The 22,308-nt window shown below is 63.1% G+C and carries 23 protein-coding genes; 7 read left to right on the forward strand and 16 right to left on the reverse strand.

Going from position 1 to position 22,308, the window contains the following annotated elements; all coding sequences use genetic code 11:
* The first annotated feature begins 6 nt into the window (after positions 1-6).
* The 4 genes from Q4G24_RS09895 to Q4G24_RS09910 all read left to right on the forward strand — a co-directional run bounded on the left by Q4G24_RS09895 (position 7) and on the right by Q4G24_RS09910 (position 2,918).
* Positions 7-852 carry a peptidylprolyl isomerase gene (locus tag Q4G24_RS09895; RefSeq protein WP_303366364.1) on the forward strand — a complete coding sequence of 282 codons (846 nt, stop codon included), beginning with the start codon at positions 7-9 and terminating at the stop codon, positions 850-852.
* A 3-nt stretch (positions 853-855) separates the two neighbouring features.
* The gene (gene argJ / locus Q4G24_RS09900) at positions 856-2,262 is read left to right on the forward strand and encodes a bifunctional glutamate N-acetyltransferase/amino-acid acetyltransferase ArgJ (protein ID WP_303366365.1); all 1,407 of its coding nucleotides are present in this window, start codon (positions 856-858) and stop codon (positions 2,260-2,262) included.
* Positions 2,259-2,660: an 8-oxo-dGTP diphosphatase MutT gene (gene mutT / locus Q4G24_RS09905; RefSeq protein WP_303366366.1), complete on the forward strand. Its 402-nt coding sequence runs from the start codon at positions 2,259-2,261 to the stop codon at positions 2,658-2,660. The genes argJ and mutT overlap by 4 nt, the downstream gene beginning before the upstream one ends.
* Before the next feature lie 132 nt (positions 2,661-2,792).
* Positions 2,793-2,918, forward strand: a complete 126-nt coding sequence (locus tag Q4G24_RS09910) for a hypothetical protein (protein ID WP_303366367.1) — start codon at positions 2,793-2,795, stop codon at positions 2,916-2,918.
* Positions 2,919-3,555: 637 nt separating this feature from the next.
* On the opposite strand, the gene infB is transcribed toward Q4G24_RS09910, so the two are convergent.
* The 6 genes from infB to pip form a co-directional block, all read right to left on the reverse strand.
* Positions 3,556-6,102, reverse strand: coding sequence for a translation initiation factor IF-2 (infB, locus tag Q4G24_RS09915; protein ID WP_303366368.1), 2,547 nt, complete (start codon positions 6,100-6,102; stop codon positions 3,556-3,558).
* Between the two features lie 8 nt (positions 6,103-6,110).
* Entirely contained in the window at positions 6,111-6,728 is a 618-nt protein-coding gene (locus Q4G24_RS09920) for an RNA-binding protein (RefSeq protein ID WP_303366369.1), read from the reverse strand.
* Between the two features lie 15 nt (positions 6,729-6,743).
* Positions 6,744-8,414: a transcription termination factor NusA gene (nusA, locus tag Q4G24_RS09925; protein WP_303366370.1), complete on the reverse strand. Its 1,671-nt coding sequence runs from the start codon at positions 8,412-8,414 to the stop codon at positions 6,744-6,746.
* 3 nt (positions 8,415-8,417) lie between these two features.
* A complete protein-coding gene (locus Q4G24_RS09930; protein WP_303366371.1) occupies positions 8,418-8,582 on the reverse strand; it encodes a hypothetical protein in 165 nt (54 codons plus the stop codon).
* Between the two features lie 6 nt (positions 8,583-8,588).
* A complete protein-coding gene (gene rimP / locus Q4G24_RS09935) occupies positions 8,589-9,191 on the reverse strand; it encodes a ribosome maturation factor RimP (RefSeq protein ID WP_303366372.1) in 603 nt (200 codons plus the stop codon).
* A 123-nt stretch (positions 9,192-9,314) separates the two neighbouring features.
* Positions 9,315-10,295: a prolyl aminopeptidase gene (pip, locus tag Q4G24_RS09940; RefSeq protein WP_303366373.1), complete on the reverse strand. Its 981-nt coding sequence runs from the start codon at positions 10,293-10,295 to the stop codon at positions 9,315-9,317.
* 49 nt (positions 10,296-10,344) lie between these two features.
* On the opposite strand from pip, the gene ubiG reads away from it, so the two are divergent.
* Positions 10,345-11,082, forward strand: a complete 738-nt coding sequence (gene ubiG, locus Q4G24_RS09945) for a bifunctional 2-polyprenyl-6-hydroxyphenol methylase/3-demethylubiquinol 3-O-methyltransferase UbiG (protein WP_303366374.1) — start codon at positions 10,345-10,347, stop codon at positions 11,080-11,082.
* Positions 11,083-11,428: 346 nt separating this feature from the next.
* On the opposite strand, the gene Q4G24_RS09950 is transcribed toward ubiG, so the two are convergent.
* Genes Q4G24_RS09950 through Q4G24_RS09965 form a run of 4 tightly spaced genes read right to left on the reverse strand, consistent with a single transcriptional unit; the run spans position 11,429 to position 13,775 of the window.
* On the reverse strand, positions 11,429-11,893 hold the full coding sequence (locus tag Q4G24_RS09950; protein ID WP_303366375.1) for a MarR family winged helix-turn-helix transcriptional regulator: 465 nt from the start codon (positions 11,891-11,893) through the stop codon (positions 11,429-11,431).
* Positions 11,890-12,756 (reverse strand): carbon-nitrogen hydrolase family protein, encoded by an 867-nt coding sequence (locus tag Q4G24_RS09955; RefSeq protein ID WP_303366423.1) that lies wholly within the window; start codon positions 12,754-12,756, stop codon positions 11,890-11,892. The genes Q4G24_RS09950 and Q4G24_RS09955 overlap by 4 nt, the downstream gene beginning before the upstream one ends.
* Before the next feature lie 27 nt (positions 12,757-12,783).
* Positions 12,784-13,041 carry a glutaredoxin 3 gene (gene grxC, locus Q4G24_RS09960; RefSeq protein ID WP_303366376.1) on the reverse strand — a complete coding sequence of 86 codons (258 nt, stop codon included), beginning with the start codon at positions 13,039-13,041 and terminating at the stop codon, positions 12,784-12,786.
* A gap of 35 nt (positions 13,042-13,076) precedes the next feature.
* Positions 13,077-13,775: a ComF family protein gene (locus tag Q4G24_RS09965; RefSeq protein ID WP_303366377.1), complete on the reverse strand. Its 699-nt coding sequence runs from the start codon at positions 13,773-13,775 to the stop codon at positions 13,077-13,079.
* Positions 13,776-13,824: 49 nt separating this feature from the next.
* On the opposite strand from Q4G24_RS09965, the gene Q4G24_RS09970 reads away from it, so the two are divergent.
* Both Q4G24_RS09970 and hemH read left to right on the forward strand, forming a co-directional pair.
* Positions 13,825-14,655, forward strand: coding sequence for a class I SAM-dependent methyltransferase (locus Q4G24_RS09970; RefSeq protein WP_303366378.1), 831 nt, complete (start codon positions 13,825-13,827; stop codon positions 14,653-14,655).
* A complete protein-coding gene (hemH, locus tag Q4G24_RS09975) occupies positions 14,652-15,674 on the forward strand; it encodes a ferrochelatase (protein WP_303366379.1) in 1,023 nt (340 codons plus the stop codon). The genes Q4G24_RS09970 and hemH overlap by 4 nt, the downstream gene beginning before the upstream one ends.
* 267 nt (positions 15,675-15,941) lie before the next feature.
* On the opposite strand, the gene Q4G24_RS09980 is transcribed toward hemH, so the two are convergent.
* From Q4G24_RS09980 to Q4G24_RS10005, 6 genes are all read right to left on the reverse strand, one after another.
* Positions 15,942-16,445: a murein L,D-transpeptidase family protein gene (locus tag Q4G24_RS09980; protein ID WP_303366380.1), complete on the reverse strand. Its 504-nt coding sequence runs from the start codon at positions 16,443-16,445 to the stop codon at positions 15,942-15,944.
* A gap of 70 nt (positions 16,446-16,515) precedes the next feature.
* Positions 16,516-17,742, reverse strand: coding sequence for a class I SAM-dependent RNA methyltransferase (locus Q4G24_RS09985; protein ID WP_303366381.1), 1,227 nt, complete (start codon positions 17,740-17,742; stop codon positions 16,516-16,518).
* Complete coding sequence (locus tag Q4G24_RS09990; RefSeq protein WP_303366382.1) at positions 17,739-19,580, reverse strand: ABC transporter ATP-binding protein; 1,842 nt, start codon at positions 19,578-19,580, stop codon at positions 17,739-17,741. Before Q4G24_RS09990 ends, Q4G24_RS09985 begins: the two co-directional genes overlap by 4 nt.
* Entirely contained in the window at positions 19,577-20,704 is a 1,128-nt protein-coding gene (locus tag Q4G24_RS09995; protein ID WP_303366383.1) for a CCA tRNA nucleotidyltransferase, read from the reverse strand. The genes Q4G24_RS09990 and Q4G24_RS09995 overlap by 4 nt, the downstream gene beginning before the upstream one ends.
* Positions 20,701-21,285 (reverse strand): CoA pyrophosphatase, encoded by a 585-nt coding sequence (locus Q4G24_RS10000; RefSeq protein ID WP_303366384.1) that lies wholly within the window; start codon positions 21,283-21,285, stop codon positions 20,701-20,703. Before Q4G24_RS10000 ends, Q4G24_RS09995 begins: the two co-directional genes overlap by 4 nt.
* Positions 21,282-22,298 carry an Hsp33 family molecular chaperone HslO gene (locus Q4G24_RS10005; protein WP_303366385.1) on the reverse strand — a complete coding sequence of 339 codons (1,017 nt, stop codon included), beginning with the start codon at positions 22,296-22,298 and terminating at the stop codon, positions 21,282-21,284. Before Q4G24_RS10005 ends, Q4G24_RS10000 begins: the two co-directional genes overlap by 4 nt.
* Positions 22,299-22,308 lie beyond the last annotated feature (10 nt).

Genomic DNA, 22,308 nt, shown 5'->3' on the forward strand with positions numbered 1-22,308 from the left:
GAGGCCATGATGCTTAGATCTGCTCTTTCCGTTTTTGCCCTGACGGCTGTGCTGGCCATGCCGGCGCTGGCGGCTGATGAAACCGCTGATACGGTGGTGGCGACCGTTAATGGCGAGGATATTACGCTGGGTCAGATCCTGCTGATGAAACAGGGTGTGCCTGCGCAGATGCTGGAACAGATGCCGGATCAGGCGGTGTGGGATCTGCTGCTGGATCAGGCGGTGCGTCAGGCATCTGTTGCGCAGGCCGGGGCGCAGAACCCGACCCCGCGCGATATTGCCGCAATGGCGCTGGATCAGCGGGCCTATTATTCGTCCCGCGCGCTGGAAAAAGTCGCTGAACCCGCGCCGACCGAGGAAGAAATCACCGCCGCCTATAACACCACCTTTGATCCCGCGGCCGAGCCGGTCAAGGAATACCACGCCGCCCATATCCTGCTGGAGACCGAGGACGCGGCCGAGGCCGTCAAGGCCGAGCTGGACGGCGGCACTGATTTCGCGCAGGTGGCGCGGGAAAAATCCACCGATCCTGCCGGGGTGAATGGCGGCGATTTGGGCTGGTTCACGCTGGATCGTATGGTGCAGCCGTTCAGCGATGCTGTGAAAGAGATGGCCGAGGGGCAGATCTCCGACCCGGTTCAATCGCAATTCGGCTGGCATATCATCAAGCTGGAAGGTCAGCGCGATCAGGCCCGCCCCGAGCTGGAGGCCGTGCGTGAACAGCTTGACATGCAGATCCGCCGTGAGCGGGTCGAGGCTGCAATTCAGAAACTTGTGTCTGATGCCAAGGTCACGCGCATGGAAGGGCTGGACCCGGTGCTGGTGACGAAAACCGATCTGCTGGGGGACTAAGTTATGGCAAAGGGCCAATCCAAAAGCGGCAAGCTGAAAAAGCTTGAAGAAAAGCTGTCGAAAGCTGCCGAAAAAGCCGCCGCAAAGGCTGCCAAGCAGGCGGCACGGGCAGAGGCCAAGGCCGCGAAAAAGGCCCCCAAGGCAGATAGCCAAGCCAAGGCCAAAGCGGCGAACCCGGTGTCGCCGCTGGCCCCGGCAGCTTTCCCGGAATTGCCGCTGATCGTGGGGGCCAAGTTCGCCACCGCCGAAGCCGGGGTGAAATATAAAAACCGCACCGACCTGCTGCTGGTGCAGCTTGCCCCCGGCACCGCCATCGCCGGGGCCTTTACCCGCAGCGCCACCCGCGCGGCCTGCGTGCTGGACAATCAGATCAAGCTGAAGGGCAAGCAGGACAGCGAAAAGGGCGCGGCTATCGTGGTGAACTCGGGCAATGCCAATGCCTTCACCGGCAAGGGTGGGCAGGCGTCGGTCGATGAGATCAGCGCCGCTGCCTCCGCCGCGCTTGGTGTGCCTGCGGATCGGGTGTTCACATCCTCGACCGGGGTGATTGGCGAACCGCTGCCCGCCGGGCGGATCACCGCTGCCCTGCCAGACATGGCCGCACGCCTGTCTGACAGCGATATTGAGGCCGCCGCGCGGGCGATTATGACCACCGACACGTTCCCCAAAGGCGCGGGCGCGGTGATCGAGGCCGAGGGCGGCACCATCCGCATCGCCGGGATTGCCAAAGGTTCGGGCATGATCGCGCCGGATATGGCAACGATGCTGGTCTATATCTTTACCGATGCCAATGTCGCGCCGGGGGTGCTGCAACGGATCGTGTCGAAACAGGTGGATGACACCTTCAACGCGATTACCGTGGACAGCGACACGTCGACCTCGGACGCGCTGATCGTGGCCGCGACGGGGACTTCGCCCGCCAAGCCAATCCGTGACATGCGGTCCAAGATTGCCCGCGATTTCATCAAGGCGCTGCACGGGGTCATGCTGGATCTGGCGCAGCAGGTGGTAAAGGACGGAGAAGGCGCGACCAAGTTTGTCGAAGTGCAGGTGACGGGCGCGAAATCGCATGCTGACGCGCATCGGGTGGCGATGGCCGTGGCGAACTCGCCGCTGGTCAAGACTGCCATCGCCGGAGAGGATGCCAACTGGGGCCGCGTGGTTGCCGCGGTCGGCAAATCCGGGGCCGAGGCAGACCGCGACCTGCTGTCGATCAGGTTCGGGGATATGGTCGTGGCCGAAAACGGCTGGCGCAGCCCCGCTTACGACGAGGCTGCGGCCAGCGCCTATATGAAGGGCGATCATCTGGTGCTTGGCGTCGATCTTGGGCTGGGCAAGTTCAGCCGGACCGTGTGGACCTGCGACCTGACCCACCGCTATATCGACATCAACGCCGATTACCGCTCGTGACCCGCGTCGTTCTGGTTGCGGCGGTTGCGCTGATTGATCCCGACGGGCGTGTGCTTTTGGCGCAACGCCCCGAGGGTAAATCCATGGCTGGCCTGTGGGAGTTTCCCGGCGGCAAGGTCGAACCCGGCGAAACCCCGGAAGCCGCGCTTATCCGCGAATTGCATGAGGAGCTGGGGATCGGCACATGGACCTCATGTCTGGCCCCGCTGACCTTTGCAAGCCACGCTTACGAAGATTTTCACCTTTTGATGCCGGTGTTTGCGTGCCGCAGGTGGGAAGGCACTCCGCAGCCGCGCGAGGGGCAAAAACTGGCTTGGGCGCGGGTCGATCAATTGCGGGATTACCCGATGCCCCCCGCTGATTTGCCGCTGATTCCGGTGCTGCGCGACCTTCTGTGACCGCTATCGCTGTGGTGCAGCATTTTCACGCCGCACCCGCGAAGGGTGAAAAAGTGAACTAAGAATACATTTTTAACTGGAAGTTAAGAATCGCTGCTGCATACTGCCTTCGCAAGAGAGGGAGTATTCAACATGATTCGCACGATCACCATCGGCAACTATATCTCGGTGCAGGGCATGGTTGAAAATGTGGCCGAAGATGGCCGCGTGACGGTTCGGGTTGGCAATCTGACCTATACCGGCCAGCCGGTCGCCTGATTGCAGGAATGGGCAGGGGGCGTTTGCGCCCTCTGCATGGTCCGTGAGGCCGTTTGGTCCGTGAGGCCGTTTAACCTTCTTCATAACTATATCTGCGGCAGGCTAGATGCTGCGCTTTATGGATTGGCTACGATCTGCCGACGTCACAAGCGTCCGGCGCAGCGGAACCCAAATTTATCCATCCAGAACAGTGGGGTCGCTGCTCCGCCTACTTTCACCTGACGCCCGCAGGAAGCCCGTTTCTCAAGACTGGCTGTGTCTGCCATTCCTTTGGTGTGACCGCCACTACCCGCTGACAGTCAGTTCATGCCGCCGATCAATGGCCCCATTTACCGCGATTCAAAGACCGGGCGATCCAGATCGGACAATGGCATCTCAGGCGATGGCAGTCTTTGAGCCTCTGCCATAAGGGGCAAAGGTTCAAAGCCCGAAAAAAGCGGATATCTATCCAGAAACAGAAACCGATCATTGTCCAGCAGTTGTCGGATGTTGATTGGGGTCGTGGCGGGTTTCACATTCTGCATCTCGGTATCCTTCTGGTCTGCCGTGAACCCTAGTGCCGTTTCTTTAATATCCCCCTAACGCCGAATGAAAAAGGCCGCCCGAGGGCGACCTTTTGCTTACAATTTTAATGGAATCACAGCGCGCGCTGGACTTCCTCGCGCTCGAAGATTTCGATGACATCGCCGGGGCGAATATCGTCGTAGTTTTCAAAGGCCATGCCGCATTCCTGACCGGATTGCACTTCTTTGACCTCATCCTTGAAGCGTTTCAGCGTTTTCAGCGTGCCTTCGTGGATCACCACGTTGTCGCGCAGCAGACGCACCCCGGCACTGCGCCGGGCCACGCCTTCGGTGACAAGGCAACCGGCGACTTTGCCCACGCCCGTGACTTTGAACACCTCGCGGATTTCGGCGTAACCGATGAAATGCTCACGCACCTCGGCCGAGAGCAGGCCAGAGGCCGCTGCCTTAATGTCGTCCACCAGATCGTAAATGATCGAGTAATAGCGGATCTCGACACCCTTCTGGTTGGCGCTGTTGCGCGCGGGCGCATTGGCGCGGACGTTGAAGCCGATGACAGGGGCTTGGCTGGCTTCGGCCAGACCGACATCCGATTCGGTGATCGCGCCGACACCGTAATGCAGCACGCGGACGCGCACCTCATCATTGCCGACTTTTTCCAGCGCCTGCACGATCGCCTCGGCCGAGCCTTGCACGTCGGCCTTAACCACGACAGGCAGTTCGGCCACGCTTTCATCAGCCTTGGCCTTGGCCAGCATCTGATCCAGCGTCACGGCGGCACCTGCGGCGGCGCGTTTGTCTTTGGCGGCCTGAATCCGGTAATCCGCGATTTCGCGGGCCTGTGCCTCGGTTTCGACGACGTTCAGAACGTCGCCGGCCTCGGGGGTGCCGTTCAGGCCGAGAACCTCAACCGGGACCGAGGGGCCGGCCTCGTCGATACGCTCGCCCTTGTCGTTAATCAGCGCGCGAACCTTGCCCCACTGCTCACCGACAACAAAGATGTCGCCGCGTTTCAGCGTACCGTTCTGCACCAGAACAGTGGCGACCGGGCCGCGTCCGACGTCCAGCTTGGCCTCGATCACAGCACCTTGGGCAGCGCGGCCGGGGTTGGCTTTCAGCTCAAGGATTTCGGCTTGCAGCGCGATGGCTTCCAGCAGGTTGTCCAGGCCCTGGCCTGTCTTGGCCGAGACCTCGACATCCTGCACCTCACCGGACATGGCTTCGACCACGACTTCGTGTTGCAGCAGGTCGGTGCGCACCTTTTGCGGGTTCGCAGCGGGCTTATCCACCTTGTTGATAGCGACGATCATCGGCACTTTGGCGGCTTTGGCGTGGTTAATCGCCTCGATCGTTTGCGGCATCACCGCGTCATCGGCGGCGACCACCAGCACGACGATATCCGTCACCTGCGCCCCACGCGCCCGCATCGAGGTAAAGGCTGCGTGGCCCGGCGTGTCGAGGAAGCTCAGCAGCGCGCCGGATTCGGTTTTCACCTGATAGGCACCGATGTGCTGGGTAATCCCGCCAGCCTCGCCCGAGACGACATTCGCATTGCGGATCGCGTCCAGAAGGCTGGTTTTGCCGTGGTCAACATGGCCCATGATGGTAATGACCGGCGGGCGTGGTTGCAGGTCTTCGGCGCGATCCTCAACCGTGTCGATCACCTGTTCCACGTCGGCATCCGAAACGCGCACGGCTTTGTGGCCGAATTCGTCGATCACCAGTTCGGCGGTGTCGGCGTCGATGGACTGGTTCGCCGTGACCATCATGCCCATTTTCATCAGCGACTTGACCACATCGGCGGCCCGTTCCGCCATGCGGTTGGCCAGTTCGCTGACCACGATCGTTTCGGGCAGTTGCACGTCGCGCACCTGCTTTTCGGCCTTGTGACCGCCGCCCATCGCCTTTTGCTTGGCGCGTTCCTGCTTGCGTTTCATTGCCGCAAGGCTGCGCTGGCGTCCGCCCTCACCATCCAGAGCGGCGCTGACCGACAGTTTACCGCTGCGGCGGTTTTCGTCGCGGTTGCCCTTGCTGCGGTCGTTGCGGTCGGCGGCCTGATCGGTGCGGTCGCGGTCGGTTTTGCGCGGGCCGCTGGCCTGCACACCTTTGGTTTCGGCACGCGCAGCCGCCGCCTCGGCCGCGGCGCGGTCGGCAGGGGCCGCCGGCGCGTCCGTTTTGGCGGGTTTGCGGATTTCTTCCTTGCGCTTGGCGCGGGCTTCTTCTTCGCGGGTGCGACGGGCGTCTTCTTCGGCCTTGGCTTTCAGGGCCTCTTCGCGCTCACGCTCCTCGCGTTCCTTGGCCTCGATTTCGGCGCGGCGGCGCTCGCGCTCCTCCTCGCGGGCTTTTTCCTCGGCGGCGCGGGCGGCAGCTTCCTCCTCCTCGCGGGCTTTGGCGGCGGCCAGCGCCTTCAGGCGGCGTTCCATCTCGGCATCAGAAATCCCGGCCGGGCGACGGCTGGCCGAGGCGACCGCGCGGGCCACGTTATCCGGTGTCTTGGACTGCTCGCCCGAGGCCGCTGCGGGTTTTGGCACCACGACCCGCTTGCGCTTGGTTTCAACCACCACGCTTTTCGTCCGGCCGTGGCTGAAGCTCTGCTTCACCTGACCAGAGCGGTTGCCGCCACCAAGACCCAAAGTTTTCTTGCCGTCACTATCGCTCATCTGCGTCATCAATCCTTCTTGGTGGCTGTGCCACCATCTTGCCGGCGCAGGCCCGTCAGCCTGTCCGCATCCCTGATCAGCTTGTCGGTCAGGCCACCCGGCGCAATTGCGCTGTGTATGACATGATCGCGCCCGAAAGCCAAACCCAATTCATTTGCCGTCAGGCAGCCGAACCAGCGGCCCCCCTGCGGCGTCCATAATTTGCCCTTGCCCCGGTCCGAGCCATCGCTGGCCTGTAACAGAACCTTTGCGCGGCCCTCGGCCAGCCAGGTCTTGACCTTTTCAAACCCGGCGACCGCATAGCCGCCCTTGCGGGCCAGCGATACCAGATCAACCACCCGTCGGGCCAGCCCGGCCTCGATCATGGCGACCAGATCATCGGCAGCCTTCACCGGCGCCTTGGCGCCGCGAGAGAACAGCCCCTTGGCGGCAGCCTTTTCAATCAGCGCGGCATCGGCCCCGACCCAGAAACCACGACCGGGCAGCTTTTCAGCCAGATCCGGCACTACGGTGCCATCCGGGGCGGCGACAAAGCGGATCAGCCCGTGTTTGGGCTGAACCCCGCCGCTGACCAGACAGCGGCGTTCCGATACCTCGCGGTCCTTTTCCCGACCCCCGCGGCTCAAAGGCGTTCCGGGGCGTTACACCCCGGCCTCCTCGGTGTCGTCGGTGGCTTCGTCAGCCTCCAGTTCGGTCGGATCGACCCAACCCAGCATGACGCGGGCGGTCATCACCATGTCTTGCGCCTGTTCCAGCGTTACGCCGAAAGGTTCCAGAACGCCGTCATCCTTGACCCGCTGGCCGTCCGAAGTCGTCCAGCCGCCTGCCAGTTCCCAATCGGCGCAGGTGGCGAAATCTTCCAGCGATTTCACGCCATCCTTGGCCAGTGCCTCGATCATTTGGGGGGTGAGCCCCTCAAATTCAACCAGGCTGTCCTCGACACCCAGTTCGCGGGCGGTTTCCAGTGCCTTGCGGTTCTGTGCCTCGATCACATCGCGGGCGCGGGCCTGCAATTCCTCGGCGGTGGATTCGTCCACGCCCTCGATGGACAGCAGTTCGTCCACATCGACATAGCCGACTTCTTCCAGATTGGTGAAGCCTTCGGCCACCAGAAGCTGAGCGAAGAACTCGTCCAGATCAAGCTGATCCATGAACAGCTTGGTGCGGGCGTTGAACTCGGCCTGACGACGCTTGGATTCTTCTTCTTCGGTCAGGATGTCGATGTCCAGACCTGTCAACTGGCTGGCCAGACGCACGTTCTGGCCGCGCCGGCCGATAGCCAGCGAAAGCTGTTCCTCGGGGACGACGACCTCGATGCGCGGTGCATCCTCGTCAAAGACCACCTTGCTGACCTCGGCCGGTTGCAGGGCGTTGACAAGGAAAGTCGCCTGATCTTCCGACCACGGGATGATGTCGATTTTCTCGCCCTGCAATTCACCCACGACGGCCTGAACGCGGCTGCCGCGCATCCCGACGCAGGCACCAACCGGGTCGATCGAGTTGTCATAGGAAATCACGCCGATCTTGGCACGGCTGCCGGGATCGCGGGCCACGGCCTTGATCTCGATGACGCCGTCATAGATTTCCGGCACTTCCATCTTGAACAATTCGGCCATGAACTCGGGCGCGGTGCGCGACAGGAAAATCTGCGGACCACGGGTTTCGCGGCGCACGTCCTTGACATAGGCGCGGATGCGGTCGTTCGGGCGATAGCTTTCACGGCCGATCTTGTCATTGCGGCGCAGGATTGCCTCGCCCACGCCAACGTCCACGATGACATTGCCGTATTCCTCGCGCTTGACGACACCGTTCACGATGCTGCCCTTGCGGTCCTTGAACTCCTCGAACTGTTTGTCACGCTCGGCTTCGCGGACACGCTGCAAGATCACCTGTTTGGCGGATTGCGCAGCGATGCGGCCCAACTCGACGGCGGGAACCTGTTCCTGGAACACGTCGCCAACCTGCGGCTTGCCGGTGAAATCCTCGACCAGCTCACCGTCGCGCAGCCAGAAAGCCGCGCCATTCTTGGCGGCGACGAAATAGGGCGCGGCCTGTTCGGCGGTGAACTCGGCCTGATAATTCTCGACCAGATCATCTTCGACCACGGTGCGCACGCGGGTAAAAGTGGCGTTGCCGGTCTTGCGGTCGATCTTGACGCGGATGTCCATTTCCGCGCCGTAACGCGATTTGGCGGCCCGCGCGAGGCTGTCCTCCATCGCTTCGATCACCAGCGCCGGGTCGATCATCTTTTCGCGCGCGACGGCTTCGGCGGTTTGCAGCAGCTCAAGCTGGTTGGCAGAGGTGATTGCCATTGGTCAGTCCTTTTTGACAGCAGGCTTCGCGGTTTCGGCGCGGTTGCGCAGCGATTCCAGCGATTCAGCAGGGGTATCGACGGGAACCCGGCGCATATAGGCGACGCCGCGTTCCTTATCGACCGTGATGCGGGTTTCGGTTTTCTGGCTCGGTTCGTTGGTGTTCATGGCGGCTTACTCTTTGGCGCTGTCGGTGTCGTTTTCGGTTTCGATCTCGTCAAAGGCGGTTTCGTCCAGATGTTCGATCTCGACGCCCGCCTCTTTGCGCTGGCGCAGCATTTCCGCGATCAACTCGTCGGTCAGAAGCAGCTTGGCATCGGCCAGCCAGTCGAAATGCAGGCCGATGGTCTGCACCGCGCCACCTTCGTCAATGTTCAGTAAAACCTCATCGCCCTCGGTTCCGGCCAGCACACCCTTGAAGCGTTTGCGCCCGTCGATGGGCTGGTTGGTTTCCAGCCGCACCTCATAGCCTTCGAAGGTCGCAAAATCCTTCATCCGGGTCAGCGGACGGTCGATGCCGGGGCTGGAAACCTCCAGCGTGTAGTTGTCCTCGATCGGGTCTTCCACGTCCAGCGTGGCGCTGAGCATGGTGGAAATCTCTGCGCAATCCTCGACGTTGATGCCGCCTTCGGGGCGGTCGGCCATGATCTGCAACAGCGCGGTCTTGCCGCCTTGCAGGCGGACGCGGACCAGTTCATAGCCCATGCCTTCGATCACCGGCTGGATGATCTCGGCCAGACGCCGGTCAATGGCGGTCTTGGCGATCAGGTCGGACATGGCGTCTCCAAAATAAAAAAGCGGGCTGCAACGGCCCGCTGTCATCTTCGGTGGGGCAGGGTGTGGACCCCCGCGCCGCTGTTGGAAAGGGATATAGGCCAAACCATCGGCAAACGCAAGGGGTCAGCGGGGCCAGTGGTTCATCGCCCGGACCAGCGCCGCAGCGATCCCCGGTTCCGTCATTGCGTGACCTGCGCCGGGGATAAGCTGCAACCGTGCCAGCGGCCAGCCCGCCGCCAGATCATAGGCCGATTGCGGTGGACAGATCATATCGCAGCGCCCCTGCACAATCACGCCCGGCAGATGCGCCATGCGTGGCAGGTCGCGCAGCAATTGGCCTTCGTCCAGAAAACAGCGGTTGTGGAAATAGTGACATTCCAGCCGGGCGAAGGCCCGTGCATAGCTGGCGGGTGGCATACCCATGCTGTGTTCCGCAACCGAAGCCAGTGCGTTTTCCCAGCGCGCCCAATGTTGGGCATGGGTGACTTCGGTTTGGTAATCGGTGCCAAACAAACGGCGGTGATAGGCGGCGATCATGTCACCGCGCTCATCCTCGGGGATAGGGGCGATAAACTGCGCCCACTCCTTTGGATAAAATCGTGCCGGACCTGCGGGCTGGCCATCGCTGCCATAGAACCAGTCCAGCTCTGCCTGACGGCCAAGGAAAACCCCGCGCAGGACCAGCCCCGCCACCCGTTCAGTATGGGCCTGCGCAAAGGTCAGCGCCAGCGTCGCGCCCCATGAGCCGCCGAACAAAATCACAGGGGGCAGCGCCAACAGGTCGCAGATCAGCGCGATGTCCTGCACCAGATGCGCGGTGGTGTTGGCGGTGATCTCGGCATGGGGTGTCGATTGTCCGCAGCCGCGCTGGTCGAACATCACCACCCGCCAGCGGTCAGGATCAAAGAACCGCCGCATTGCCGGGCTGCATCCGCCGCCCGGCCCGCCATGCAGCACGATGACCGGCTGACCCGCCGGGTTGCCGGACTGCTCCAGATAAAGCGTGTGGCCGTCCCCGACCTCAATCCGGCGCCGGTCGAAGGGTTGCGTCGCGTCATAGAGCCGCGCAGGTTCGGATTTCAGATGGCCAGCATTTTCATTCATGGCGCAACTATATAAGCAAGACCTGCGCTCCGCCAGAGAAGGACAGCCCATGACCAGCAGCATCGACCCCGCCGAAGTCGCCAAGTTCGAGGCTATGGCCGCCGAATGGTGGTCGCCAACGGGCAAGTTCAAGCCGCTGCATATGATGAACCCGGTGCGGCTGGACTATATCACCCACCAGATTGCTGCGGAAACGGGCCGCGACCTGACCGCGCCGCAGCCCTTTGCCGGGCTGCGTCTGCTGGATATTGGCTGCGGGGGCGGGCTGTTGTCGGAACCGATGGCGCGGCTTGGCGCAACCGTGGTCGGGGCGGATGCGGCGGCAGCGAATATCGAAGTGGCGCGGATTCACGCGGAACAATCGGGCGTGCAGATCGACTATCGCGCCACCACCGCAGAGGCGCTGGCCGAGGTGGGTGAGGCGTTCGATGTTGTCCTTTGCCTTGAAATCGTTGAGCATGTCGCTGATCCGCAAGCGTTCATCGACACCTGTGCGGGGTTGTTGCGGCCGGGTGGGGTGATGGTCTGTTCGACGCTGAACCGCACCGCCCGCAGTTTCGCCGCCGCCATCATCGGGGCGGAATGGGTGATGCGCTGGCTGCCGCGCGGGACGCATGAATGGTCGCGTTTCATCACCCCGGATGAACTGGCTCAGCAGATCCGCAATGCCGGGCTGGTGGTGCTGGACCGCAGCGGCATGGTTTTCACCCCGATTTCATGGGGCTGGTCGCTGTCGGACCGCGACCTGTCGGTGAATTACGCCATCACAGCCCGGCGCGAGGGCTGAAGGTCTGTTAGCCTGTATCGGCAGGGGAAGCGGTGGGCTGGCCGTCCGGTTTCCAGATGCGCAGATGCGCTTGAAGTGGTGTAAACTGGCCGCCGAATAAAGCGGACCAGACGCTATGACCAAGATTATGGCTTTGCCGTCATATTCGCAGGGGTAAGCCATTGGCCTGCCGATCGGTCAATCGAAGCCGCTCGTTTCGACCGCATAGGGATAAGGCGCTGTTGTTGCTCTCGTTATGCTACCGCTTTCCGGTCCCGTCGGGATGTGTCGGCTGAAACGGCAAACGGGTCAAACGCCCTTGTTGCGCCTGTGGATGGAAGCCAATGCGGATGCGATGGTGGCCCTTTTAACCTGCGTTCGCGGCATCCAGTTTCTTGCGCAATTCACGCAGCACGGGCAAGGCTCCGCGCACCTGATCGGTGCCGATATCGCGGACCATATCGCTCATCACCGGCATCATGGCGGCCAGCGCGGCATCCCGCGCGGCCCGTCCCGCCGGGCTGATCGCCACGAACTTGCGCCGGGCATCGTCCCAATCCGGGCGGATATGGATGTGACCCGCCCATTCCAGCCGTGCCAGCGTGTTGGTCATGGCGCCACGGGTGACGTGAAACGCCTGTGCCAGTTGTGCGGGGCTGCGTTCTTCGTTCACATGGGCCAGCAGGTTCAGCACCGAAAAGTGCGAAATCTGCATCCCGCGCGGCAAGGCCCGTTGCAACAGTCCACGCGCAAGCTGTTCCGAGATCAGCAATTCGGAAAACAGGCTGGCAGCCAGCGGGTCATAGAGCGATTCGGGCGAAAGTTTGTTCATTGTGGCAGGTCTTGGGGCGCGATAAAGGCGCGGGTCTGGTCAAGGGCGGGAATGTGGGATCGTGCCTCTTTTACCGCCCTCAGGTCAAGGTCGGTCAGCATCACACCCGGCGTTGCCCCCGCATCGGCCAGCACCTTGCCCCAAGGGTCAACCGCCAGTGCGTGACCATAGCTTTCGCGGGGTGCGGCGCTGGCACCATCGCGCAGCGGATGTCGCCCGGTCTGCGCTGCCGCCAGCACGAAACAGCCGGTCTCGATTGCGCGGGCGCGTAGCAGCGTATGCCAATGCGCCGCCCCGGTCAGAGGGTGAAACGCCGCCGGGATCAGCAAAATCTGCGCTCCTGCTTGCGCAAGGCTGCGATAAAGATGTGGAAAACGCAGATCGTAGCAGATGGTTAACCCCAAGGATGCGCCGCCCGGCCCTTGTGCCAGCACCGCGCGGTCGCCGGGCTGGTAACGGGCCGATTCGCGGATGCTCTGCCCGCCGGGAAGGTCCACGTCGAACATATGGATCTTGTCGTAACGTGCAGTGATCCGGCCCGTCGGGTCGATCAGGAAGCTGCGGTTGACGAAGGGCGGTTGCCCCGCGGCCTGATGATCCGCCCGCAACAGCAGCGAGCCGATGGCCAGCCATATCCCATGCCGCGCCGCGGCCTGCCGCAGCCCGGCAAGCGTCGGGTTGCTATCCTCGGGGTGCAGCAAATCCGGCAGACGCCCGGTCTCAGGCGTCAGCAGATTTGTTGCCTCGGGTGTCAGCACAAGCTGCGCACCCCCTGCTGCCGCCTGTGCGATGCTCTCCTGCGTCAAGGCAAGATTGGCTGCCATATCGTCCGAGACGCAAAGCTGCGCCAGCGCCACCCGCAACACCTCACCTTGCCCCTGTTCCATGGATCAGGCGGCCAGAAGGGCGTCCAGCTTGCCCTGTGCGTCCAGTGCGTGCAGGTCGTCGCTGCCGCCGATGCCTTTGTCGTCAATGAAAATCTGCGGCACGGTGCGGCGGCCATTCGCGCGGGCCGTCATCGCATCGCGCAGGGAAGGATCACGCGACACGTCGATTTCGGTGTAAGTGACATTCTTGCTTTGCAGCAAAGTCTTGGCCCGCTTACAATAGGGGCAGGTCGGTGTGGTGTAGATCTCAACTTTTGCCATGATGCTTTCCGTTCTGGTGTTGCGTTACCCTCTGTCTAGTTGTCCTTGACCGCCCGCGCCAGCACCGCGACCGTCACCGGGCCAAGACCCGCCATGCGCAGCGTCCGCGTCGCCTCGGACATGGTTGCGCCCGAGGCCATCACGTCGTCGATCAGCAGCACCGGCCGCCCCGCCAACCGCTGCGCCGCGACCCGTGGCACGGTAAAGGCACGGTCCATGTTTTGCCGCCGGTCCTCGGCCGAGCGATGCCCCTGTGGCAGAGTGTTGCGGGCGCGGCGCAGCGCCAGCGGTTCATGGGCGAGGCCAAGGCTGCGGGCCACCATATGCGACATCAATTCCGCCTGATTATACTTGCGCCGCAGCAGCCTGCGCGGGTGCAGCGGTATCGGAATTACCACGCTGCCGGGGTCGGTTCCATGCAGGGCTTGCGCCAGCCAGCGCCCCATCAGCGGCCCAAGGTCGGGCCGGTCGCCGTGTTTCAGCGCCAGCACCATGCGTTTGGCGCTGCCGTCATAGATGGTTGCGGCCCTTGCGCCGTCCCATGCTGGTGGTGAGATCAGGCAATCGTCGCATAGCGCGTCCCGCGCCACCTCTCCGGCGTCGGGCAGAGGTGCCGCGCAGCCCCGGCAGGTGCTGCGGGTGATAAAGTGCATGTCTGACCAGCAGGCTGGGCAGAGCGCCCCATCCCCCGCCACGCCTTCGGCGCAGCAAGGGCATTGTGGCGGGTAAAGCACGCGCAAGGCGCCTTTCAACATCAGCCGAAACGGGGTAGAGGCAATGCCCATGACTTCCGATCCCAAAACCTTACCATTGATCGACCGGCCTGCCCTGAGCAGGAATCGCGCCCGCGCCCTGCGCCTTGGGCTGGCGGATTTCCTGCACCGAATCGCCGGTGACGAGATTCACTTTAGACTCGAAGAGATTAACAGAAGGTTTACCGACACCGCCGTTATCAGCGGTTTTCCTGAAATCTGGTCAGAAATCTTCCCACAGGCGCGTCAATTGCACGATGATGACGTGCTGGACCTTGCCCCGGCAAGCCTTGATCTGGTGATTCACGCGCTGGCGCTGCATCAGTCCAATGATCCGGTCGGGCAGATGGTGCAGGCGGCTCGCGCCCTGCGCCCGGACGGGCTGTTCATCGGGGTGGTTCTTGGAGGCGAAACGCTGGCCGGGCTGCGCGATGCGCTGCGTCGGGCCGAGGCTGAAATGACCGGAGGGTTGTCGCCGCGCAGCTTGCCGATGGCTGAAATCCGTGACTGGGGCGGGCTGCTGGGCCGGGCCGGGCTGGCACTGCCGGTGGCGGATCAGATCAGCCAGAAGGTCAGCTATCGTGACCTTCCGCATCTGGCACGAGATCTGCGGGCGATGGGGGAAACCAACGCGCTGACGGCCCGGCTGCGCAGCCTGTCGCGACGGGCGATTTTCACCCGTGCGGGTGAAATCATGGCCCGCGAGCAGGCTGATGTGAACGATCCGGCGCGGATCAGCGTTACCTATGAGATGATTTTCCTGACCGGCTGGTCTCCGGCCGATAACCAGCAAAAGCCGCTGCGGCCGGGGTCGGCAACGACCTCTTTGGCCGAGGCGCTGAATAGCCAGAGCAAACCATGATCCATCTTCCTGCTGACCATCCGAAACTGCCCGCCCGCAAGATTGGGGTGCTGATTGCCAATCTTGGCACGCCGGATAACTATGATTACTGGTCGATGCGCCGCTATCTGAATGAGTTTCTGTCGGATAAAAGGGTGATCGACTATCCGGCGTGGAAATGGCAACCGATCCTGCAAGGGATCATCCTGACCAAGCGGCCATTTACGTCGGGCGCGAATTACAAGCTGATCTGGAACCATGAGGCGGGGGAAAGCCCGCTGATGACGATTACGAAGGCGCAGACCGCCCGCATCGCCGAGGCTGCTGCCGCGCGTTGGGGCGACCGGGTGATGGTCGATTTTTGTATGCGTTATGGGAACCCCTCGACCCCTGATGTGCTGGATCGGATGGTCAGGGCAGGGTGTGACCGGATCGTGTTCCTGCCGCTTTATCCGCAATATGCCGGGGCAACGACGGCGACGGCCAATGACCAGTTGTTCCGGGCGCTGATGACGCAAAAGGCGCAACCTGCCGTGCGCACGGTTCCGGCCTATTTCGACCGTCCCGACTATATCGAGGCGCTGGCGCAATCGGTGTTGCGCAAGCTGAATGGTCACCGTCCGCAAAAGCTGGTCGCCAGCTATCACGGGATGCCGCGCCGCTATCTGATGGAAGGCGACCCGTATCATTGCCAATGCCAAAAAACCACGCGCCTGCTGCGCGAGCGGCTTGGCTGGCCCGAAGATGCCATCGACACCACCTTCCAGTCGGTGTTCGGGTCCGAGGAATGGCTGCGCCCCTATACGGTTGAGCATGTGGCCGATCTGGCACAGCGCGGCATCACCGATATTGCCGTGATTTCCCCCGCTTTTGCAGCCGATTGCATCGAAACGCTGGAGGAAATCAACGGCGAGATCCGCCACGCCTTCGAGGATGCGGGCGGTCAGCAATTCATCTATATCCCCTGCCTGAATGACGATCAGGCGCATATCGACACGCTGGTTTCGGTGATTGCCGAGAACCTTGCGGGCTGGGTGTAAAAGAAATCCGGCTGGCGGTTTTCAGACCGCCGCCGGGGTGCCGGGCGGCTGAACAGTCTTGATTTCAGCTTGGCGGATGCGCATGATTTTGCGTCCGTGATGTGGTGTCGCCCGATTGGAAAAGGTTGCTTGCCGTATGGGGAGGCGATGTTGGTTCAATTCCAACCCTGCATCACGGACAGTTTTGGCTTCGCGGCGATCCCAAAATATCCGCCCGTGCGGATGACGAAAGCCCCGCGCAGGCAGGGCCTTCGTTAAGGTTGCCGGTTACGGGCGCAGAATCACCGGGGTGCCGACGGGAACCATGGCAAAGATGTCCTCGATTTCCTTGTCGGTCACAGCGATGCAGCCCACCGTCCAGTCGCGCTTTTGTTTGGCCAGCACGTTGCCCTCGGGGCCACGACCGTGAATCATGATGTCACTGCCGGCGCTGATGCCGTAGGGTTCTGCTGCAGCGCGATCCAGCGGGTTGGGATAAGAAATCCCAAGCGACAGGTGATAGCGGCTGTTCGGGTTCAGCCGGTCGATATAATAAATGCCTTCGGGCGTTTTGCCGTCACCCTCGAACTGCTTATGGCCGACGGGATTGGTGCCAAGTCCGACCTGATATGCCTTCACAACCTGATTGCCGCTGAGCAGATACATCTCACGCTTGCCCTTTTCGATCACCACCTGAGTGATCGGGGGGCCGTCATAAGTCTTGAACTTGCTCGGCGGTGCGCCGCAGGACGCCACAACAGCCACCAGAATTGTCGCCGCGAGGGCGCGCATTGCTCGAATCATCTCTGCCTCATTATTGCTGTTCACGCAATTTAGCAGGGAATTACCACGAAACCGTTAATCAGGCCAGATTTCGGCGCAGGCTGGCGACAATTTCCACATGCGCCGACCAGCGGAACTGATCGACGGCGAGAATCTGATCCAGAACATAGCCGCCTTGGGTCAGAATCCGGCAATCGCGGGCAAAAGTTACCGGATCGCAAGACACAAACCCCACGCGCGGCACTTGGCTGGCAGCAATTTCGCGGGCTTGTGCCTCGGCCCCGGCGCGGGGCGGGTCGATCACGATGGCGTCATAATGGTTCAATTCGTCCGCCATCAGCGGGCGTTTGGCAAGGTCGCGCGATTCGGTCGTGACCCGCCGCAGTCCTTTGGTCTGCCGCCAGCCTGCATCCAGTGCGGCCAAGGGTTCGGGCAAGCCCTCGACGGCGTGGACCTCGGCTTGCTCGGCCAGTGGCAGGGTAAAGGTGCCGCAGCCTGCGAACAGATCGACGATCCGGGCCGCATCCCCGACGGCATGGCGCACGGCGGCCAACAGCGCGGCCTCGCCCTCGGCCGTGGCTTGCAGGAAAGCACCGGGAGGCGGCGTGACCTGCGCCCGGCCAAAGACCTGCGCGGGCGGGCGGCGGGTCAGCGGTGTGTCGCCCCACACCAGCCGCGCCCAATCCTGTTCCGCAGCCAGCGCCGCCATATCTTGCAACAGCGCCGCATCTGCCGGTTTGCCGCCGCGCACGGACAGATCCAGCCCGGCGGCGCTGTCCGTCACCACCACCGATAATTCCCCCTGACGTGATGCCCCAATCCCCGCCATGGCCCGCAGCGCAGGCAGCGCCGCCTGAATCCGGGGGCGGATCACCGGGCAGTCGCTGACATCAATCACCTGATCCGAGGCCCGTGCGTGAAACCCTGCCAGCGCCCCCTTTTTCGTGCGCCGCACCGAGATCACCGCCCGCCTGCGTGAGCGTTCGGGCGAAGTCTGCACGGTGGCGACCTGCGCCGTGATTCCCTGCGCGGCCAGTGCGGTCTCGATCACCCCGGCCTTCCAGCGGGCGACGAAATCATCGCTGGCGTGTTGGAGCTGACAGCCGCCGCAGGCGCTGTAATGTGGGCAGGCCGGGCGCACCCGCTGCGGTGAGGGTGTCAGGATACGCGGGGCAGCAATGCGACCATCTGCAATTGCCCTGTCGATCACCTCGCCGGGCAGGGTCAGCGGCACCAGAACCCGACCGTCCGGGCCGTCAGTCACGCCATCGCCCCGACGGCCAAGCCGTTGAATCGTCAGCGTCATTCGTCATCCTCGGTGCCAAGGAATCCGCCCGACTGGCGGTTCCAGTAGCGCGCATACAGCCCGCCTTTCGCCAACAGGTCAGCATGGTTGCCCTGTTCCGCGATGCGGCCATCTTCCAGCACGATGATGCGGTCAAGTTCTGCGATGGTGGACAGGCGATGCGCAATCGCCAGCACGGTTTTCCCAGCCATGACACGGGTCAGCGCGTCCCCGATCGCGGCCTCGACCTCGCTGTCCAGCGCGCTGGTGGCCTCATCCAGCACCAGAATAGGGGCGTCTTTCAGGAAGGCACGTGCCAGGGCAATGCGCTGGCGCTGACCTCCCGACAGCTTGACGCCGCGTTCGCCAAGATGCGCGTCATAGCCGGTCCGGCCCTGATGGTCGCGCAGGTTCAGGATGAACTCATGTGCCTCGGCGGCTTTGGCGGCGGCGATGATCTGATCCTCGGTCGCGTCGGGCGTGCCATAGCGGATATTGTCGCGGGCCGAGCGGTTGAACATCGCGGTTTCCTGCGTGACCATGCCGATCTGACGGCGCAGGGATTCCTGCGTGACGCCGCGAATATCGTGCCCGTCGATGCGGATTGCGCCCTTTTCCACGTCGTAAAGCCGCAGCAGCAGTGCTACCAGTGTCGATTTTCCGGCACCCGAGGCCCCTACGATCCCGACTTTCTCGCCCGGTGCGATATGCAGATCAATGCCTTGCAACCCGCTCGCGCCCCGGCCATAGGCAAAGCCGGCATCGTCGAAATCCACCCGCCCGGCGACCGGGGGCAGGGCCACCGCGTCGGGGGCATCGGTCAGGTCATGCGGCGGCGCAAGGGTTTGCATCCCGTCCTCAATCTCACCCACGCTGCCCCAAAGGCCCATCAGCGCCATCGAAACCCAGCCGGTCATCTGCGCCAGCCGCATCGAAATTGCCCCACTGGCGGCAATATCGCCCACCGTGGCGCGTCCATCCTGCCACAGCATGATGCTGCCGCCGACCAGAATCACCGGCAAAAGCCCGGCAATGAACATCAGCGTCAGGCGGAAATGGGTCGAGGTAATCCCGAACTCCAGCGCGGCGTTGCGGAAGCCGGACATGGCGTTCAGTGCCGAGCGATCCTCATGCGCGGCATGGGCAAACAGCTTGACGGTCTTGATATTGGTAATCGTGTCAACGACATGCCCCGTCACCATCGCCCGTGCCGAGGCCCGTTCCCTGGAGCGCGAGCGGATACGCGGCAGGAAAAAGCGGATCAGCGCCAGATAGGCAAACATCCAGACGATCAGCGCCACCGCGCCCCATCCGTCCACCATCAGCAAAAACGCTGCTGATCCCAGGATCGAGGCCAGTGCAAATGCGACCACGTTCACCATTTCAGAAGCCACATCGGTCACGGCCCGCGCAGTCTGCATCTGCTTTTGGGCGATGCGGCCTGCGAAGTCGTTGTCGAAAAACGTCACCGAATGGCCCATCGTCCAGCGGTGCAGCCGCGACAGCACCAGCGGCAGGACATTTGGCCCGATAATGACGTTGGAACTGGCCGTGGACAGGGCAAAAATCGCTGGCCGGACGACGACAAAAAACAGCACGAATCCTGCGATCAGCCAGCCTGCATCGCCAAGCAACGTTGCAGGGGCGGAATTGGTGACGGCATCCACCACCCATCCCAGCAAAACCGCCGAGATCACATCTGCAACCCCGGCCAGCGCCGAGGTCGCGCCGGCCACCGCCAGCCCGCCCCAGGCGCCACGCAGGCACCAGGCGATAAAGGCCAGCAAGCTGCGCGGCGGGTCGCCTTCGGCCGGGGCAAAGGCGTCAATCATGCGGCCAAAGCGGTGATGGATGCTCATGTCTGCCCTTTTGCGATTTGGATAAGTGCCTGTTTCGATATGTTAAACCCCGAAGCGATCCATTCGGTTTCAGCAGCGCGCAGCCCGGTGCCGATCGCGGGGCCGGACAGGTCGGGCAGCTCGGCGGCACTGATCGGCAGCCGCGCGGCTGCGGCGCGGGTCAGCCGCTCCTGCCAGCCCGGTTCGCGCAGACCGGCAAGCGCGGCGGCATCCACAGCGGTGTCAGGGGGCAGGTGATAGCCGATCCGGTCCAGCGACCAGCCCTGTTCTGCCGCCCGCAAAATCTGATCGTGGTGCCGCGATTCTGCTTTGGACAGACGCAGGGCGTCGGTCACGGAAAACGGTGCCAGTGCGGCCAGTCGCGCCTGCCAGCCTGCTGCGCCAAGCTGCGTCACCGGGGCAGGGTCGGCACCGGGCAGAATGTCTTGCAGGACTCCGGTTTCCTGCATCAGATTCAGGGTTTCCACAGGGTCCGGCGCGGCCAGCAGGCGACGGATTTCCTGTCCGATCCGTTCGCGCGACAGTTGTGCCAGCCCGGCGCGCCCCTTGGCGCAGGCGGTCAGCGCGGCGGCATCGGCCTGACCGGGGCGGCCATACCATGCGAAAAAGCGGAAAAACCGCAGGATACGCAGGTAATCTTCGGCAATACGCCGCGCGGGGTCGCCCACAAAGCGCACCCGCTGCGCCAACAGGTCCGGCAGTCCGTTCAGCGGGTCCACCAGCAGGCCGTCGGGCGTCAGGTAGAGCGCGTTCATGGTCAGGTCGCGCCGTGCCGCGTCTTGGGCCAGATCATCGGTAAAGGTGACGGTGGCGTGGCGGCCAAAGGTTTCGGTGTCCTGCCTCAGCGCCGTGATTTCATAGGGTTCATCACCAAAAATAACAGTTACCGTGCCATGCGCCAGCCCGGTTGGGATACAATGCATCCCGGTGGTTTCCGCCGCCGCGATAACCTGATCGGGGGCCGCGTCGCTGCACAGGTCGATGTCCCCGACGGGGCGGTTCAGCAGCACATCGCGCACGCAACCGCCGACGGCCCATAACCGCCAGCCCTGCGCCGCAAACAGTGCGGCCAAGGCGCGAAAGCCGGGGCGTGTCAGGAAATCAGCGTTGATCCGGTCGGTCATCGGTTTAGCCTTTCCGCCAGCCCGTAAAGCACCCGTGCCGTCGCGCCCCACAGATAATAAGGCCCGAAAGGCGCGGCGCGATAGGCCCGCCATTGTCCGCCCCACATCCGCCGCTCGATCCGATAGCGCGCGGGATCCGCGATATGAGCAAAGGGCAGAGTGAAGATTTCGTCCACCTCGCCCTGCTCGGGCATGGGCGTGAATGGGGCTGTCACCAGCGCCAGAACAGGCACCATGCGAAAGCTGGTCACGGTGCGATGCGCGGGCAGGGTGCCAAGGATTTCAACGCCATCACGGGGCAGGCCGATTTCCTCATGCGCCTCGCGCAGCGCCGCGCCAATCACGCCGCCGTCGCTGGGTTCGACCTTGCCACCGGGCAGCGCGATCTGGCCCGGATGGTGGCGAAGCGCGCTGGATCGTTTGGTCAGGATCAGCTGCCCGTCCGGGTAAAATGCCGCCAGCACCCCCGCGTCGCGCAGGGGTGTGCCGGGCGGTGTTACGCCGGGGTTCAGGTCGAAATCCGAACTGTCCCCGGACGGCTGGTTCAGCGCAGCCAGCAGCTTGTCGCGCAGCCCGTTCAACCGGCCTCTTGCGGCAGAGGGTTGCCGTCCGCGTCCACGGTTGCCTCAAATCCCAGGCTTGCCGGGTCCATCTCGTAATGGGCGCCGCAGAACTGGCAATCGGCGGTGACTTTGCCCTCGGGCGTGGTCATATGCGCGATGTCCTTGGCCGAATAGATCGACATGGTGCCGCGCACCCGATCTTCCGAGCAGGAACAGCCAAAGCGCACCGGCTGAGGGTCGAAGACGCGGGGCGATTCCTCGTGGAACAGCCGTGTCAGTAACGAGGTCTGCGAGACCGAAGGGCCGATCAGCTCAATCTCCTCGACCGTGTCCAGCAGGTGATTGGCGCGGTTCCAATCCTCGGATTCCGCACCTTGCAGGATGTCTGCGGCCTCGATCAGCCCGTCCGTGCCGCTGCCGCCTTCGGCCGGGGCCATCGGTTGCGCGGGCAGGGTTTGCAGCATGACGCCGCCCGCCCGCCAGCCTGCCGCGCCGCCTGCCATCTGCGAATGGCCATAAGACAGGGCGAACCGGGTCGGAAGCTGTTCCGATTGCGCGAAATATGCCTGCGCACAGGCCGCCAGCGCACCACCCGCCAGCGGGGTGATGCCCTGATAGGGCAGGTTGCCTTCGCCCTGGTCGATCAGGATGGCGAAATAACCCTCTCCAATCTGGTCGAAGCCGGGCTGGTTCAGATCCAGCCGGTCGGCGTCAAAGCTGGACCATGCCCGGATGCGGGCCGGTTCGGTTTCCGAGGCCGGGGCATAATAATCAGCGGCAATGGTTCGGATCGCGCCCTTGCCGCGCACTTGCAGGCTGAGCTTCCAGCGCAGCTTGACGGTCGGGCCGATCAGCGCCGCCAGCAGCGCCAGTTCTGCAACCATCGCGGCGACAGGGGCCGGGTAGTCATGGCGGCTGAGGATGTGATCCAGAACGCCGTCAAGCCGCGCAACGCGACCCCGGATGCTGGAACGGTCAAGCTGGAACGGCAGAACGGTGTCGTCCCAAGTGATCTGGCTGGAGGTGGGCATGGGTGTCCTT

The sequence above is a fragment of the Paracoccus sp. (in: a-proteobacteria) genome (genome assembly GCF_030538695.1).
Taxonomy (GTDB): Bacteria; Pseudomonadota; Alphaproteobacteria; order Rhodobacterales; family Rhodobacteraceae; genus Paracoccus.

Excerpts from the sequence above, each read along its gene's own strand:
- Q4G24_RS09990 (WP_303366382.1), bottom strand. The coding sequence starts at position 19,580 with ATGAGCATCCATCACCGCTTTGGCCGCATGATTGACGCCTTTGCCCCG.
- Q4G24_RS09950 (WP_303366375.1), bottom strand. The coding sequence starts at position 11,893 with ATGAACAAACTTTCGCCCGAATCGCTCTATGACCCGCTGGCTGCCAGC.
- Q4G24_RS09980 (WP_303366380.1), bottom strand. The coding sequence starts at position 16,445 with ATGCGCGCCCTCGCGGCGACAATTCTGGTGGCTGTTGTGGCGTCCTGC.
- hemH (WP_303366379.1), top strand. The coding sequence starts at position 14,652 with ATGATCCATCTTCCTGCTGACCATCCGAAACTGCCCGCCCGCAAGATT.
- Q4G24_RS09995 (WP_303366383.1), bottom strand. The coding sequence starts at position 20,704 with ATGACCGACCGGATCAACGCTGATTTCCTGACACGCCCCGGCTTTCGC.
- grxC (WP_303366376.1), bottom strand. The coding sequence starts at position 13,041 with ATGGCAAAAGTTGAGATCTACACCACACCGACCTGCCCCTATTGTAAG.
- Q4G24_RS09985 (WP_303366381.1), bottom strand. The coding sequence starts at position 17,742 with ATGACGCTGACGATTCAACGGCTTGGCCGTCGGGGCGATGGCGTGACT.
- rimP (WP_303366372.1), bottom strand. The coding sequence starts at position 9,191 with ATGTCCGACCTGATCGCCAAGACCGCCATTGACCGGCGTCTGGCCGAG.
- Q4G24_RS09970 (WP_303366378.1), top strand. The coding sequence starts at position 13,825 with ATGACTTCCGATCCCAAAACCTTACCATTGATCGACCGGCCTGCCCTG.
- argJ (WP_303366365.1), top strand. The coding sequence starts at position 856 with ATGGCAAAGGGCCAATCCAAAAGCGGCAAGCTGAAAAAGCTTGAAGAA.
- Q4G24_RS09910 (WP_303366367.1), top strand. The coding sequence starts at position 2,793 with ATGATTCGCACGATCACCATCGGCAACTATATCTCGGTGCAGGGCATG.
- pip (WP_303366373.1), bottom strand. The coding sequence starts at position 10,295 with ATGAATGAAAATGCTGGCCATCTGAAATCCGAACCTGCGCGGCTCTAT.
- nusA (WP_303366370.1), bottom strand. The coding sequence starts at position 8,414 with ATGGCAATCACCTCTGCCAACCAGCTTGAGCTGCTGCAAACCGCCGAA.
- Q4G24_RS10005 (WP_303366385.1), bottom strand. The coding sequence starts at position 22,298 with ATGCCCACCTCCAGCCAGATCACTTGGGACGACACCGTTCTGCCGTTC.
- Q4G24_RS09895 (WP_303366364.1), top strand. The coding sequence starts at position 7 with ATGATGCTTAGATCTGCTCTTTCCGTTTTTGCCCTGACGGCTGTGCTG.
- infB (WP_303366368.1), bottom strand. The coding sequence starts at position 6,102 with ATGAGCGATAGTGACGGCAAGAAAACTTTGGGTCTTGGTGGCGGCAAC.
- ubiG (WP_303366374.1), top strand. The coding sequence starts at position 10,345 with ATGACCAGCAGCATCGACCCCGCCGAAGTCGCCAAGTTCGAGGCTATG.
- Q4G24_RS09930 (WP_303366371.1), bottom strand. The coding sequence starts at position 8,582 with ATGAACACCAACGAACCGAGCCAGAAAACCGAAACCCGCATCACGGTC.